Annotated in this window: 18 protein-coding genes; 3 read left to right on the top strand and 15 right to left on the bottom strand. The window is 50.5% G+C overall.

Annotated elements, in window-relative coordinates; translation table 11 throughout:
- The first annotated feature begins 14 nt into the window (after window positions 1-14).
- Together AC07OI_RS14835 and AC07OI_RS14830 are read left to right on the top strand one after the other, a co-directional pair.
- Window positions 15-1,151: a PilT/PilU family type 4a pilus ATPase gene (locus AC07OI_RS14835; RefSeq protein ID WP_492703506.1), complete on the top strand. Its 1,137-nt coding sequence runs from the start codon at window positions 15-17 to the stop codon at window positions 1,149-1,151.
- A complete protein-coding gene (locus AC07OI_RS14830; RefSeq protein WP_495257763.1) occupies window positions 1,148-1,630 on the top strand; it encodes a glutathione peroxidase in 483 nt (160 codons plus the stop codon). The genes AC07OI_RS14835 and AC07OI_RS14830 overlap by 4 nt, the downstream gene beginning before the upstream one ends.
- A gap of 4 nt (window positions 1,631-1,634) precedes the next feature.
- Here the strand turns inward: AC07OI_RS14830 and AC07OI_RS14825 are convergent, their stop codons facing one another.
- From AC07OI_RS14825 to rplM, 11 genes are all read right to left on the bottom strand, one after another.
- Complete coding sequence (locus AC07OI_RS14825) at window positions 1,635-2,171, bottom strand: DUF2867 domain-containing protein (RefSeq protein WP_492703504.1); 537 nt, start codon at window positions 2,169-2,171, stop codon at window positions 1,635-1,637.
- A 3-nt stretch (window positions 2,172-2,174) separates the two neighbouring features.
- Window positions 2,175-3,464 (bottom strand): glycolate oxidase subunit GlcF, encoded by a 1,290-nt coding sequence (gene glcF / locus AC07OI_RS14820; protein ID WP_495257762.1) that lies wholly within the window; start codon window positions 3,462-3,464, stop codon window positions 2,175-2,177.
- 5 nt (window positions 3,465-3,469) lie between these two features.
- Window positions 3,470-4,534, bottom strand: coding sequence for a glycolate oxidase subunit GlcE (glcE, locus tag AC07OI_RS14815; protein WP_495257761.1), 1,065 nt, complete (start codon window positions 4,532-4,534; stop codon window positions 3,470-3,472).
- A gap of 31 nt (window positions 4,535-4,565) precedes the next feature.
- A complete protein-coding gene (locus tag AC07OI_RS14810) occupies window positions 4,566-6,044 on the bottom strand; it encodes an FAD-linked oxidase C-terminal domain-containing protein (protein ID WP_492703501.1) in 1,479 nt (492 codons plus the stop codon).
- Window positions 6,045-6,292: 248 nt separating this feature from the next.
- Entirely contained in the window at window positions 6,293-6,793 is a 501-nt protein-coding gene (locus AC07OI_RS14805; RefSeq protein ID WP_495257760.1) for an ankyrin repeat domain-containing protein, read from the bottom strand.
- A 159-nt stretch (window positions 6,794-6,952) separates the two neighbouring features.
- Window positions 6,953-7,303 (bottom strand): iron-sulfur cluster insertion protein ErpA, encoded by a 351-nt coding sequence (erpA, locus tag AC07OI_RS14800; protein ID WP_110255173.1) that lies wholly within the window; start codon window positions 7,301-7,303, stop codon window positions 6,953-6,955.
- Window positions 7,304-7,351: 48 nt separating this feature from the next.
- Window positions 7,352-7,741, bottom strand: a complete 390-nt coding sequence (locus tag AC07OI_RS14795; RefSeq protein ID WP_422949483.1) for a bactofilin family protein — start codon at window positions 7,739-7,741, stop codon at window positions 7,352-7,354.
- Window positions 7,742-7,855: 114 nt separating this feature from the next.
- Window positions 7,856-8,581 carry a DUF6776 family protein gene (locus tag AC07OI_RS14790; protein WP_492703499.1) on the bottom strand — a complete coding sequence of 242 codons (726 nt, stop codon included), beginning with the start codon at window positions 8,579-8,581 and terminating at the stop codon, window positions 7,856-7,858.
- Window positions 8,582-8,591: 10 nt separating this feature from the next.
- Window positions 8,592-9,629, bottom strand: a complete 1,038-nt coding sequence (gene argC, locus AC07OI_RS14785) for an N-acetyl-gamma-glutamyl-phosphate reductase (protein ID WP_495257759.1) — start codon at window positions 9,627-9,629, stop codon at window positions 8,592-8,594.
- A gap of 291 nt (window positions 9,630-9,920) precedes the next feature.
- Window positions 9,921-10,313 (bottom strand): 30S ribosomal protein S9, encoded by a 393-nt coding sequence (gene rpsI, locus AC07OI_RS14780; RefSeq protein WP_110255177.1) that lies wholly within the window; start codon window positions 10,311-10,313, stop codon window positions 9,921-9,923.
- Window positions 10,314-10,322: 9 nt separating this feature from the next.
- Window positions 10,323-10,751 (bottom strand): 50S ribosomal protein L13, encoded by a 429-nt coding sequence (gene rplM / locus AC07OI_RS14775; protein WP_110255178.1) that lies wholly within the window; start codon window positions 10,749-10,751, stop codon window positions 10,323-10,325.
- A gap of 438 nt (window positions 10,752-11,189) precedes the next feature.
- On the opposite strand from rplM, the gene AC07OI_RS14770 reads away from it, so the two are divergent.
- A complete protein-coding gene (locus AC07OI_RS14770) occupies window positions 11,190-11,645 on the top strand; it encodes an OsmC family protein (protein WP_492703497.1) in 456 nt (151 codons plus the stop codon).
- On the opposite strand, the gene AC07OI_RS14765 is transcribed toward AC07OI_RS14770, so the two are convergent.
- From AC07OI_RS14765 to AC07OI_RS14750, 4 genes are all read right to left on the bottom strand, one after another.
- Entirely contained in the window at window positions 11,630-12,409 is a 780-nt protein-coding gene (locus tag AC07OI_RS14765) for a BPSS1780 family membrane protein (protein WP_495257758.1), read from the bottom strand. The two genes, AC07OI_RS14770 and AC07OI_RS14765, sit on opposite strands and share 16 nt — an antisense overlap.
- 3 nt (window positions 12,410-12,412) lie before the next feature.
- Window positions 12,413-13,372: a homoserine kinase gene (locus AC07OI_RS14760; RefSeq protein WP_495257757.1), complete on the bottom strand. Its 960-nt coding sequence runs from the start codon at window positions 13,370-13,372 to the stop codon at window positions 12,413-12,415.
- Window positions 13,373-13,403: 31 nt separating this feature from the next.
- Window positions 13,404-13,850, bottom strand: coding sequence for a hypothetical protein (locus AC07OI_RS14755; protein ID WP_492703494.1), 447 nt, complete (start codon window positions 13,848-13,850; stop codon window positions 13,404-13,406).
- A gap of 222 nt (window positions 13,851-14,072) precedes the next feature.
- Window positions 14,073-15,149, bottom strand: coding sequence for a porin (locus AC07OI_RS14750; protein ID WP_492703493.1), 1,077 nt, complete (start codon window positions 15,147-15,149; stop codon window positions 14,073-14,075).
- Window positions 15,150-15,170 lie beyond the last annotated feature (21 nt).

The following is a 15,170-nucleotide window of genomic DNA, read 5'->3' as shown; positions in this document are numbered from 1 at the left end:
CAAAGGATAAAAACATGGAACGCGATCAGGCCACCAAATTCATGAATGATTTGCTGAGACTCATGCTCAGCAAAAACGGTTCGGACTTGTTTATTACTGCCGACTTCCCGCCGGCCTTCAAGATAGACGGGCGAGTAACACCCGTATCGAATCAACCGCTTTCACCTGCCCATACTGTCGATCTGGCCCGTTCTATCATGAACGACAAACAGTCTTCAGAATTTGAATCGACCAAGGAATGTAATTTTGCGATCAGCCCGGCAGGCCTGGGACGTTTCCGCGTCTCGGCCTTCATGCAGCAAGGCCGTGTTGGCCTGGTCTTGCGGACGATTACCACCGCCATTCCAAAACTGGAAGACCTGGGCTTGCCAGAGAACCTCAAAGAAATCGCCATGACCAAGCGCGGCCTGGTCATCATGGTGGGTGCTACCGGCTCAGGTAAATCCACCTCGCTGGCGGCGATGCTGGGCTATAGAAATGCGAATAGCTACGGTCACATCATCACGATCGAAGACCCGATAGAATACGTGCACCCGCACATGAATTGCATCATCACCCAGCGTGAAATCGGCATTGATACTGAAGACTGGGGTGCAGCGCTGAAGAACTCCCTGCGCCAGGCGCCAGACGTTATCCAGATCGGTGAGATCCGTGACCGCGAAACCATGGATTTTGCTGTTGCCTTTGCAGAAACCGGCCATCTTTGCCTGGCCACCCTGCATGCCAACAGCTCCAACCAGGCACTGGACCGTATCATCAACTTCTTCCCTGAAGAACGCCGCGCCCAGTTGCTGATGGATTTGTCGCTGAACCTGAAGGCCGTTATTTCCCAGCGCCTGGTACCACTGAAAGGGCGCAAGGGCCGTGCTGCAGCAGTAGAAATCATGCTCAATACGCCGCTGGTGTCTGACCTGATCTTTAAGGGTGCGGTACATGAAATCAAAGAGATCATGAAGAAATCCCGTGAACTGGGCATGCAAACCTTCGATCAGTCTTTGTTTGATTTGCATGAAGCAGACGAGATCACGTATGAAGATGCGCTGCGTAATGCCGACTCTGTCAATGAACTGCGCCTGGCCATCATGTTGAAGGGCAAAGACGCCAAAGACCGTGACTTGAGCGCAGGTACTAAACATCTGGGTATCGTATGAGTACGCTGGACTTTCAAGCCAACAGCCTGCAAGGCACGCCCGTCGATCTGAAGCAATATGCAGGCAAGGTATTGCTAATCGTGAATACCGCTAGTAATTGCGGTTTCACGCCACAGTACAAGGGACTGGAAGCACTTTACCAGCAGTTCAAGGACAAGGGTGTCGAAGTATTGGGCTTCCCGTGCAACCAGTTTGGTCATCAGGAACCTGGTTCTGCCGGTGAAATTGGTTCTTTCTGCGAAAAGAATTATGGCGTGACTTTTCCCTTGTTCGACAAGATAGACGTCAATGGTGACAATGCTCATCCTTTGTTCCAGCACCTGAAAAGCCAGGCCCCTGGCTTATTGGGCAGCCAGTCCATCAAATGGAATTTCACCAAGTTCCTGGTCAAGAAAGATGGCACAGTCTTCAAGCGCTATGCGCCACAAACTGCGCCTAAAGACTTGCTGGATGATATAGAAAAGCTGCTGGCGGAGTGATCATTCACAAACGCCCCGCCAACATAGCCTGGCGTATCAGCAGTTTTAAGCCCCAGCGATGAAAAGGGCGTATCAATTGTATATAGACTCGCCCAAACCAGTTGTGAGTGATGCAGACCGTGGATACTACGATAGAGATGGCCTGCTCTTCCTCTACCCGCACAATCGAAAGCCGGAAATCCAGGTGGCTATTGTCGCGCCCGGCAACCAGTTCTTCTGAACTCAAATAAAAGATAGGCCATGCGCCTATTTTTTCACCCACTTTATACTCTGATCTCAAGCGTGGATGCATGATTTCTGCCCTATCTGGTACGGCAATACCGAATAGGGACATCAGGTAATTACGGCTCAACATGATCAACTTCATCCATGTTGGCCTGTGCATGAAAATCGCATGAAATGCATCGCTGACTGTCAGCGCGGTACGACCAAGCTCAGCCCTGTACGAATCGCGATAATAGGCTGCATGCACTACCTCGGGCATCAGCACACTTTGCTGCGGATGCCCGCATTCGCTGAGGAGTGTGCGCTGGTCAGGCATGTGTCATCCGGGTTTATTTACATCGCTTGGCGCACTTCCCGCTTCTGGCAAATCCTGATTTATCGCAGAGTCCTGCAAGGACCTGTCTATAAGTTCTATCCAGTGCTGTACCGGCAATTCTGTGCCTGATTGCAAATGCGTGAGGCAACCTATATTCGCCGACAAAATCATCTCGGCGTCCGTCGCCTCCAGATTGCGTAGCTTATTATCTCGCAACTGATAAGAGAGTTTGGGTTGCAGGACAGAATAAGTACCAGCTGAACCGCAGCATAAATGGCTGTCGGCACACAGCTTCACATCTACGCCTATCGCCATCAACAGGCCTTCGACCTTGCCACGTATCTGCTGGCCGTGTTGCAGGGTGCACGGCGGATGCCAGGCGATGCGCCTGCTCAGTTTACCTTGCAGGCGCTGCACCAGTTGCGGCTGGAATTCTGGCAGAATTTCGCTGAGGTCGCGGGTCAGTGCCGAGATTTTTTCTGCCTTGACTGCATAGGCTGCATCATGCGCCAGCAGATGCCCATATTCTTTTACTGTGGCACCACAGCCGGAGGCAGTCATGACGATGGCTTCGGCACCGGCTTCTACATAAGGCCACCAGGCGTCGATATTCTGGCGCATATCATTGAGGCCATCTTCATGCTCATTCAAGTGATAGCGTATGGCACCGCAGCAACCTGCCTTTTGCGCAATCTGCAATTGCACTCCCATGGCATCCAAAACCCTGGCCGTAGCGGCATTGATATTCGGTGACATGGCTGGTTGCACGCAACCATCGAGCAAGAGCATCTTGCGGGCATGTTCAGTTTGCGGCCAGATGCCTGCATCTTGCGCCACCGGCACTTTATTTTGCAAGGCCTTGGGCAAGACTGCGCGCAGGCTTTGCCCCAACTTCATCGCCGGGTTGAATATCCATTTGCGCGGCAGCACAGTCTTGAGAGCTGCACGATTGAGTTTTTGGAACAGAGGGCGGCCAACCTGTTTTTCGACTACCTGGCGGCCTATATCGACCAAACGGCCATATTGCACACCGGATGGGCAAGTGGTTTCGCAATTACGGCATGTCAGGCAGCGGTCAAGATGTTGCTGGGTTTTGACTGTAGCAGGCTTGCCTTCCAATACCTGCTTGATGAGATAGATGCGGCCACGCGGACCATCGAGTTCATCACCAAGTAATTGATAAGTTGGGCAAGTAGCTGTACAAAATCCGCAATGTACGCACTTGCGCAAGATATCTTCAGCCTCTTTGCCTTCGCGTGTGTCTTTGATGAAATCAGCGAGATTGGTTTGCATTGTCTTTACCAGCCTTTATACATGCGACCGGGGTTGAATATACCGGCAGGGTCAAAAGTATTCTTCAGGCGTCTATGTATTTTTTCTACCGGTGCAGACAAGGGTGCGAATACACCTATGCTCTTGTCACCACCACGAAATAATGTCGCATGGCCACCGGCAGCCAGTGCCGTCAGGCGTATCAGCTCTGGTTTTTCCGTGCTGTAAAGCCAACGCTGCGCCCCGCTCCATTCGATCATGGATTTGCCAGTCAGCTTCAAGGCCGGGCTGGTAGATGGTAGTGACAAGCGCCATAAGCCGTGTTCTTGTTCCTGCTGGAAAAAATCCAGGGTCTGTTCGCACAAAGCCGTCCAGAAGGCCGTGGCATCCTGCATTTCTTCACCACCCAGCCTGGCTTTGGCAGCACGCACTGCGGCCTCTGCGCCAGACAGACGTAACATCAAACGGCCTACATGCCAGCAACTGGCCGAGATAGGCAAGGCCTGGCCTGCCCATAGATTCAAGCGCATCAAAGCATCTGCCTCCGACAAGGCAAACACCAGGGTGGTTTCTGCAAAGGGACGTGGCAAGACCTTGATGGAAATATCCAGCAGCAAACCCAGGCAGCCCATGGAACCCGTCAACAAACGCGAGATATCGTAGCCGGCGACATTCTTCATGACCTGGCCACCAAATTCCAGTATTTGCCCTTGCCCATTCATGAGGCTGACACCGAGCACAAAATCACGCACGGCACCGACGGCTGGCCGCCGCGGGCCAGACAAGCCTGCAGCCACCACACCGCCTATCGTGGCGGCGTTGCCCCAGTGCGGTGGCTCGAATGCCAGCATCTGGTTTTGTGCGGCCAGGGCAGCTTCTATTTCTGACAGCGGCGTACCGCTGCGGGCTGTCAGCACCAGCTCAGTCGGGTCATATGCCAGGATGCCGCTATAGGCGCGGGTATCCAGTACCTCGCCCTGCAATCCCTGCCCATACCAGTGCTTGCTGCCACCGCCCTGTATCTGCAGCGCAGTGCCACTGGCGCTTGCTGCCAAGATGCGTTCACGAAAATTGTCTAGCGTCGTTTGCATGCCATCGTCCAATTAAGTCTAGCCTTTGTCTTTAAAAACGCGGCAAATCAGGAAACTTCAACACACCTTTTTTCACATGCATGCGCCCGTATTCGGCGCAACGATGCAAAGTAGGTATAGCTTTGTCCGGATTTAGCAAGGCAGCCGGATCAAAAGCCCGTTTCAAGGCGAGGAAGGCAGTAATCTCTTCGCTGGAAAACTGCACACACATGGAATTGATTTTTTCTATGCCCACGCCATGCTCACCGGTGATCGTGCCACCGACCTTGACGCATAGCTCCAGTATCTCGGCGCCAAATTCCTCAGCACGGTGAAACTCACCTTCTTTATTTGCATCAAATAAAATCAGCGGGTGCAGGTTACCATCGCCCGCATGAAAGACGTTGGCGCAACGCAGGCCATATTTTTCTTCCATGGCAGTGATGCCGATCAGGACTTGCGCCAGATGCTTGCGCGGTATCGTGCCATCCATGCAGTAGTAATCAGGGGAAATACGACCCGCAGCGGGGAAAGCATTCTTGCGGCCAGACCAGAAACGCAGGCGCTCTGCCTCGCTATTGGAGACTGCCAATGCGGTCGCACCTGCCTGCTCTAATACAGCACTCATGCGGGCAATTTCTTCTTCGACTTCCTCTATCGTCCCGTCTGACTCACAGAGCAAAATAGCCTCGGCATCGGTGTCATACCCTGCCTGCACAAAGGGTTCCACCATGCGTGAAGAGGTCTTGTCCATCATCTCCAGCCCGGCTGGGATGATGCCTGCGGCGATCACGCTGGCCACCGCGTTGCCGCCTTTTACTACATCATCAAACGAGGCCATGATGACGCGTGCTGTTTGCGGCTTGGGTATCAGTTTGACGGTCACTTCAGTGACGACACCGAGCATGCCTTCCGAGCCTATGAACACGGCCAGCAAATCCAGGCCAGGTGCATCCAGTGCACCGCCGCCCAGCTCGATGACTTCGCCTTCCATGGTAATGGCGCGTACCGCCATGACATTGTGAACGGTCAGGCCATATTTGAGGCAATGCACACCACCAGAATTTTCTGCCACGTTGCCGCCTATGGTGCAGGCGATTTGTGAAGACGGGTCGGGCGCGTAATACAAATCGTGGGCAGCTACCGCTTCAGAAATCGCCAGATTGCGTACGCCCGGCTGAACCACGGCAGTGCGGGCATAGGCATCGACCTTGATGATCTTATTGAGCCTGGCGGTTGACAGCACCAGGCCATCAGCAATCGGCATGGCACCACCAGACAAACCAGTACCGGCACCACGGGGCACGATGGCAATCTGTTTTTCGCGGCAGATATTGATGATGCTGATGACCTGGCCTTCGTTCTCCGGCAGGGTAACCACCATCGGTAACTGGCGGTAGGCAGCCAGGCCATCACATTCATAGGGACGGGTATCTTCTTCATCATACAAAATGCAATGCGCTGGCAATTGCTGGCGCAGTGCGCGCACAAGATCTTGCTGGCGTGAAGAAATGGCGAGTGATGCTTCCATGCTGGCTCCTGTTGATCAGAACTCATTTCATCAATGGCGATGTTGGCGCTTCATTGATGAAATGAGTTCTAGAGGAGTGTAATCAGCTTTACTACTCTTGTGATGAATTGTTCAGAGAAATTGCCGCAAATACTTTTCATTTCTCGAAGGGAAGTGACTTATGCAACAGTCCAATGAAAGAGTTTTTATCGGGTAGAAAATTTTCTGTTTAACAAACAGAAATAAACAAAAAAACAAGCACGAAACTGCTATTTAGCCCCAGCCTTCACCAGGGTTTCTATCATTGTCTTGTTTGGCTTCGCTGCATATCTTGCCGTGGATAATGGCGTATCACCATTAGGGGCAATGGCATTGACGTCGGCTTTTTTGCTGATTAACAATTGGACTGTCTCCAGTCTGTCCATCAGCACCGCGCAGAGTAAAGCTGTATATCCATCACCATTCGTGGACTCAATACTTGCACCCGCCTTAAGCAAAGCCAGGATAATGTCATTGTTACCCTTCAAAGCCGCCTGCGTCATGAAGGTAGGGGCAGCCCTGCTGTCTTCTTGCAAGTCCAGCCTGATTTTATCTTTGATGAGCTTTTCAACTGCCGCAACATTATTCTCGTTGATGGCTTTCAGCATGGCAGTGTACTGACTGCGCTCTGCCTTGCTCAAACCACCCGCACCTGCACTGGCTGGCAGTGCTACCGCGAACAGGATGGACATCAGGATAGACGTCAAGCTGAGTATGTATTTGTTTTTCATGTCTGAAACCCTTTACTAAACCAAAGGGCGGCATCTTACAGGAATTGCCATGGCAAACCTTTTATCAAAGCGCAATAAACTGTAACAATCAATGTAATGCAGACAGACAAAAACACAAAAGGACGCCGCAGCGTCCTTTTTCAGGCAAATCGACGAGGATTATGCTGAGAATGAAGAACCGCAACCACAAGTGGTTGTTGCATTTGGGTTCTTGATGACGAACTGTGCACCTTCGAGGTCATCCTTGTAATCGATTTCTGCGCCAACCAGGTATTGGTAGCTCATGGAATCGATCAGCAAATGGACGCCATTCTTGGTCATGGTCGTATCATCTTCATTGGTGATTTCATCAAATGTGAAACCATACTGGAAACCTGAGCAACCACCGCCTTGTACGAAGACGCGCAGTTTCAGGTCAGGATTACCCTCTTCTTCAATCAGCTGGGCTACTTTGGCAGCGGCGCTTTCAGTGAAAACAATGGGTGCGGGCATTTCGGCAACAGCGTTCATAATTACTCCTTCAGACTATTTACCATCATTATAGACCCGCACGGAAATCTATGCATTGTTCGCTGCGAGTTTCAAGACAGGTTCTTGAGCCTGGTCATGGCTGAGCTTGCCAGAAACGACAGCACCGCTCAGCATTTCCAGTGTTTTGTAGTGCACATCACCAGATATTTGTGCTTTTGGCTGTAATTCAAGCAATTCTGATGAAAATACCGGGCCATTGATGACGCCATTCACCACGATGTGGGCGGCACGGACTTCGCCATCAATTTTTGCCTGTTCAGAAATCACCAGCATGCTGGATGCTTCCAGGTCAGCAACAACATTACCGCGTATATGACCATCGATGCGCAAACCGCCCTTGAAATGCAAGTCGCCTTGTATGACGGTGGTCGCACCGATCAGACTGTCTATGGTGTTTTTGGTTTTTCGATTAAACATTCGTGTTCCTTCTTGAGGAAGTGAGCCAGAAGCCGCAGCATATAAGAAATGCCATTTTAGCAAGCGCAGCTTTTCTTTGCGTGGTTTATAAATTGACCGCTTACAAATTGACCGCTATAAATTGACCATTTGCTGAGCCCGGATCTGGCCATTTACTAAGACCTTGGCCTGCACACCTTTAACCGTAGCTCCTTCTGGTAAGGTAATGGTACCTTCCAGTCTTTGATAATGCCGGAATGACAACTTCAACTTCCCGGCATCGCCCGACTTAGGATCGGGAAACAGCATCGTAGCAGGTTTACCCGCTTGTACCAAGTTCAGGCTGAATTGCATTTCCCCAGTGAAATCCCGGCCACTTTTGCCACCTTGCATGACCAATGCCCTATAGCGCAACTGGCCCGGACTGAGTATTTCTACTTTGAAATTTTGCAGCGAGATACCTTCAGCGCCAACGGCAGAAGGTGTCAGACTTTCAAAAAATGCCAGATCATCCTTAAGCTTGAGGTTTTCTGTAGTCAGGACCTTGACCTGGTCAGTCAATTGCTTTTGCGTCGACTTGTCTATATTGACCGTGCTTTCTATGGTATTCGCTGCCAGCGATAACTTGTCGCGTTCGGCAGTCAGTTCCTTGATTTTTTCTTTGAGCTCTTCGACCTGATCAGCGCTGATCCTGGAACCAAAGGCAAAGCTCTTGCCCAGATCATAAGTCCACCAGGCGACACCGGCAGCAACAGCAATGACGATGCCAGCCATGGCCATTTTTGATGACCATGGGCGTTCATGCGTAATCGTCATTTTTGGCGCCAGGAAGCGCTTGGGAGTCAGACGTGACTTTGGCATGGCCGTGCGATTAAGGCAGCACTGGCACGTGCATCAACCCAGTGCTTTCTTCAAGACCAAACATCAAATTCATACATTGCACTGCCTGACCGGATGCACCTTTCACCAGGTTGTCCTGCACCACCAGAATAATGACCGTATTGCCATTATTTGGCCTGTGCAAAGCCAGGCGCAACATATTCGAAGCACGGGTAGAGCGTGTTTCCGGATGCGAGCCAAATGGCAGAACATCAACAAAAACCTCATCTTTATAGGCGTTTTCAAACAGGGCCTGCAAGTCTTCGTTGCTGATTTCTGTATTCAGGCGTGCATACAGGGTGGAATGCATGCCACGTATCATAGGCACCAGGTGCGGCGTGAACAGCAAACCTATCTGCTCTTTGCTGATGCGCTGCAATTGCTCTATGGTCTCAGGGGTATGTCTGTGGCCGGATACGCCATAAGCTTTGAAGGTGTCACTGGTCTCAGAGAACAAGAGTCCCAGCTCAGCCTTGCGGCCAGCACCGGATACACCGGATTTGCAGTCAGCGATGAGGTTACCGGCATCAATGATGCCAGCCTTCAGCAGCGGTGCAAAACCCAGTTGCATGGTGGTTGGATAGCAACCTGGGTTACCAACCACTCTGGCGGTCTTGATGGCGGCACGGTTCAGCTCCGGCAAGCCATAGACAGCCTCTTCCAGTACCTCGGTGCAGGTATGCGGGATACCATACCATTTTTCAAATTCTGCCACATTCTTCATGCGGAAGTCAGCTGCCAGGTCGATGACCTTGACACCGGCGGCCAGCAATTCTGGTGCCTGTGCCATAGCGACGCCATGCGGGGTGGCAAAGAAGACGACGTCGCATTCTTTGAGGTTGGCTTTGTCAGGCGCAGAAAAAGCAATATCCACGCGGCCACGCAGGGAAGGATACATTTCAGAAACTGGCAGGCCATCTTCCTTGCGGGAAGTGATCGCCGTAATTTGCGCCTGAGGATGGGTGGCCAATATGCGCAATAACTCTACCCCAGTATATCCAGTGCCACCTACGATGCCAATTTTGATCATATGCTTTCCTTGCAAGAAATTTTGACGCTATTCTAGCAGCATAAGAGTCTATGCCGCTGCGACTGAAAAAACTCGTTACATGCCTAAGAATGTGTTTACGATCTTACTGCGCGAGCGTGATCGGGACTCATGCGCTGCTCAAAATGCTCATGTACTTCAGTACATTCCGCTTTTTGCGCTGCTCTTCATCCCGCTGACGCACGCTCGCTACAGATCGAAAGCACTTTCTAAAAGCAAAAAAGCCGCCCTTGCAGGCGGCTCTCTTGTAGCAATTCGTACAGCGATAAAAAATTAACGCTTGGAGAATTGTTTTGCGCGACGTGCTTTGCGCAGACCAACTTTTTTACGTTCAACTTCGCGAGCATCACGAGTAACGAAGCCAGCTTTTGACAATTCAGGTTTCAAAGCTGCATCGTAGTCGATCAGGGCACGAGTGATACCGTGACGAACAGCACCGGATTGGCCGGATTCGCCGCCGCCGTGAACGTTAACCATAATGTCGAATGTTTCGAGATTATTAGTCAGTTCCAGAGGTTGACGGATGACCATCAGGCCAGTTTCACGAGAGAAATACTCGTTTGCTGGTTTGCCGTTGACAACAATCTTGCCGCTGCCGGATTTCAGGAATACGCGAGCAACTGCGCTCTTGCGACGGCCAGTTCCGTAGTTGTAATTACCGATCATGGCTAATCCTTAGATGTCGAGTACTTGTGGTTGCTGAGCTGCGTGCGGATGTGTTGCATCTGCATAGACTTTCAGCTTCTTGATCATTGCATAACCGAGTGGGCCTTTAGGCAACATGCCTTTAACAGCTTTCTCGAGTGCACGACCTGGAAAACGCTCTTGCATTTTCTGGAAATTTGTTTCATAGATACCGCCTGGATAACCAGTGTGACGGTAGTATGTTTTGTTCAGAGCTTTAGTACCAGTCACGCGCAGTTTGCCTGCGTTAACAACAACGATAAAATCGCCTGTGTCTACGTGTGGTGTAAATTCTGGTTTATGTTTGCCGCGTAAACGGAGTGCCACTTCGCTGGCAACACGTCCGAGTACTTTATCTGTCGCGTCAATCACGAACCAGTCGCGCTGAACCTCATGGCCCTTAGCGGAAAAGGTTTTCATGTTGAATCCTAATAAAAGTTAAAAACGCCCTCAAATATTCTGTGTTTTTGGTGGTTCTGCCATTAATTTCAGCAGACTCGTCCTTATCACTTCTCCCTTGGGCGATCAGGGAGTCGGAAATTATAGTATTTTCAAAGACTTAGTGCAAGAACTGTTTAATTTTTGTGCAGACTTTGCAGAAACTGTGTGGAAATTTTGCGGAAACACAGGCAAAAAAAACCCGAAGGCTGGCTTCGGGTTGAATCCACCAAAGGAGTAGGTGGAGGAGACAATTGCAGGGTTAGTTGACAGACTTGCTATTAACTAACCGATGAGTCAATAATAGGATAAGAAATTGTGCAGTGCAAGGTAATTTACAGTTTTCTGCGCAAAAGTTCACGATTTTGAGCAATAGGCTACAATCTGAGGACAGCATTTTCAATTCAACGGGGGTAAGAAATGGAAGCAACAGTACGCTGGACAGGGTCGTCCGGCATGTCTTTTCTGGCAGAAACCGGTTCTGGTCATGCGGTATTAATGGATGGAGCGCCCGATGGTGGTGGCCGCAACCTGGCACCACGTCCCATGGAAATGGTGTTGCTCGGTACAGGCGGGTGCTCCGCCTATGATGTGGTGCTGATTTTGCGCAAGGGCAAACAGGATATCCGTGGCTGTGACGTCAAGCTGACGGCAGAACGTGCTGATACTGAACCCAAGGTATTCACAAAGATCAATTTCCACTTCGTCGTGCGTGGCCGCCAGTTGAAAGCGAACCTGGTGGAGCGTGCCATCAAGCTGTCACATGAGAAATACTGCTCGGCGTCCATCATGCTGGAAAAAACAGCAGAGATGACGCACAGCTTTGAAATTATTGAAGACCTCGACCTGCCTTCAGAGCATCAGGCAGCGGGCTGACTTTCTTCCTCCGGCTTACCAAAAATATCTGTGTAAGTCGGATAGGAGGAACAATAAGCGATGATAAAAATAATAAATGACAATATTGTCAACAGCAACACCGCAACGTTAACGTCTATGCTAAGAAAGATAAGCGCCAGAGGGCTAATGAGGATCGAAAGACCATACCAGCCAAGGAAATAAACAAGAAATGCTTTCCAGGAGTGAAGGACGGCAAAGAAACTGTAGAACATGGATTTAATCAAGGACATGCGCTGCCAGGCAATCAATGGAACGCTATACCAGAATGCCATCACAAATGGGACATAGATCAGGACGGACAAAAGCATCGCCTTGACCGGTATGGCCTGATCCAGACTGGCAGCATCTGCAGGCGTAGCCTTTCCTGCTGCCTTCATGAAGTTGGACAGAGCATCATCATTGAGCAGGTCAGAAAGCCAATAGGTAAAGAATATGGCGACTATGCGAAGCAAACCCGAGCCGAGCAAAGCGACCATGCGCGGGGATTTAAAACCGGAGAAAAGTAAGCCGGGTGTTATTTTTTGCTGATTATCTGCGCGCCGGCATGCTTCTATAAATCCGACTGAAAATACCGGGAATAAAAACAAGGTCAGGAATTGCCCGGCTACAGGAATGAACCTCAGCAACTGCGTCAGCATCATCCACAAGAAAAACAGGCTGAGTAATTCCAGTGGCCGCTTGCGAAACAGTGCAAAGCCCTGCTTAACCCATGTCCAGCCGGACTGTGCATTAACAGCATTCATTGATTAATGGGGTAAAGCTGGCACGCGACCAGACTCACGCAGGCGCAGAATACGTTCAAAATGAGTAGGATCATGCGGGGTCAGCATTTCTGCGTCCCTGGGTTGATAAAAATCATACAGGCGCGACAACCAGAAACGCAGGGCAGCAGCGCGCAGCATAGGTTGCCAGGCTATACCCTCTTCTTCAGTGAAAGGGCGTACAGCATGATAGGCGTTCAACAAGGCCAGCACACGCGCCTCATCCAGCACACCGGTAGCGACATCAATACACCAGTCATTGACTGTTACGGCCACATCAAAAATCCAGGTATCGCAACCAGCAAAATAAAAATCAAAGAAGCCCGTCAGCCGCTCGCCATCGAACATGACATTATTGCGGAACAGGTCGGCATGAATGGGGCCGCGCGGCAAGGCGCGGTAAATTGACGTACTGTCAAAGGCATCCTGGAAATGAACCTCTGCGCGCAACAAATGCTGCAATTCATCTGACAAGAATGGCAGGACTTTGGGCGTCGTCTCGTGCCACCAGTCCAGCGAACGCAGATTTGGCTGCTGTATGCTGAAATCCTTGCCTGCTGTATGCATGCGTGCCAGCATGGCCCCCACTTCTGCACAGTGTACGGTCTGCGGCTCCATCTGTGAGCTACCTTCAAGTTTGCTGACAATAGCAGCAGGCTTGCCTTGAAGAGCGACCACTAACTCACCTTGATCATTAGCGATAGGTGCAGGCACCAGTACGCCATGATCTGCCAGGTGGCGCATGAGTTTCAGGTAAAACGGCAATTGCTCGAAGCTCAGGTTTTCAAAAATCGTCAAGACGAATTCACCCGCTTCGGTATTAATGAAAAAATTGCTATTCTCTATACCTGAAGCAATACCTTTGATGCTTAGCGCCTTACCGAGAGGAAATTGCTGCATCCAGGGGCCAAGGTCTTCCAGACTTACCGGTGTAAAAACTGCCATGTCAATTAAAAATGAGGAGCTAAGTGAATGCTTACTTCGATGCTGCAGCACTGGCGGAGGCGGCTGATTTTGCTGGCGCAGGTGCCAGCACATCAGGAGGGTTGCCCTCTTTAACTTCTTTCTTGCCACCGAATTCGAGTATCGTCCATTGGGCTGCACGATTGGCATCGCCCTGTACCGTACCTTTTGGTGCATTACCTACATCGGTATCGGTTTTAACCGTGTAATTACTTTTACCAGACTTCACTTGCACTTCGGTTCCCTTACCACCAATGACACGTTTTTCAGTCACCTTGGTTTTAGGTTCTGGTTTGCTCACCGACACACCCTTGGGATCAGGGAGTTCCTCCAGTTTTTCCATTTTTGGCGGAGGTGGCACGTCAGCCTTGGAAGGCGCTTGTGCTGAAACTGACTGAGCGGCTGTGAATGCCAACAAAAACGACATCAGCAGCACTGCAGATTTGTTTGTGATTTTCATGTTGAAGCCCGGAAACGATATATATTCTGTCATTGTAACAAACCCAGGCGGGTCTGACAGGAATATACGGTCAGACCTGGCGCAAAGCTTATGTCAGCGTCTGCCTGCATTCACAATTACAACGGCTTTGAATAAATAAAATAAAAGAGGCGCTATCTTAAAAGATAGCGCCTCTTTCGTATTCAGATCAAACGGGCCTGAACCCGTTTAACAAGAACCGTATTAGAACTGGTGACGGATACCAGCTGTCAATTCTTTTACGTCAGCGCCTTTAACTGCTGCGCCCACTTTTTGGGAATTGGCATCTTGTGATGTGCTTGCGAAAGCAGCATACAGGTCAGTACGCTTGGAGAATGCATACTGATAACCGATAGCGAATTGCTTGGCATCGCCAACTGTCGCTGTCGAAGATGCGGACAGACGTGTAGAGTCTTTGATGTTGGAGTAAGTAGCCAGGATCTTGTTGGATGCATCAAACGGAACTGTTACACCAACTGTGTAGATTTTTTGATCTACAGCCAGCGCAGCATCATCGCTTACTTTTTGATAGATCAGCACTGGTTTCGCTACGCCGAAGTCGTAGGAAGCTGCCAGAGTGTTACCTTTGCGTGCATTGATAACGCCACCAGCTACAGCTTGGCCATTATCTTTAACGAAAGAGTAACCAACGTCCAGACCATTTGCTGAGTAACGCAGGTTCAGACCCAGGGAACGGCCAGCAGAGTTGTCGCCAGCAGCTTCGCCGAAGCCATATTGACCAGCTGCAGAGAAACCATTCAGGTTACCTGGTGTGTAGTAGTAAACCGCATTGCTTGCACGGCCACCGGAGTTGGCGTTAGCGCCAGCAACTGTAGCTGTACCGCCGATGAAGTACAGATTGGACAGACCATTGCCGCTGTTGATATAGCCGGATGCAAACGGATCGTAGTTGTCGAAGAATTTGAAAGTTGGAGTCTTGTCACGGCCCAGATCTACTGTACCGAAATCGCCAGACAGGCCAACTGTAGAACGACGGCCAAATGTACGGCCTTGAGCAGAGCTACCATCATCAACGTTCAGACCCATTTCCAGAACGAAGTTGGCTTTCAAGCCACCACCGAGGTCTTCAGTACCTTTGAAGCCTACGCGGGAACCGTTTTCCTGACCACTCTGCAGTTTGTTGAAACGGCCAGCAGGCGTGCCGTTGTCCAGACTTTGGAAGCCAGCGTCAACGATACCGTAGACAACAACGGAAGATTGAGCGAACGCTGCACCGGAGAAAGCACTCATCAGAGCAAGTGCGAGGAATGATTTTTTCATTATCTAGTATCCAAAAATGAA

This window comes from Undibacterium sp. GW821-FHT07F11 (assembly GCF_059418665.1).
The sequence above is the reverse complement of the archived record's forward strand: the minus strand, read 5'-3'. Positions and strand labels throughout refer to the sequence as shown.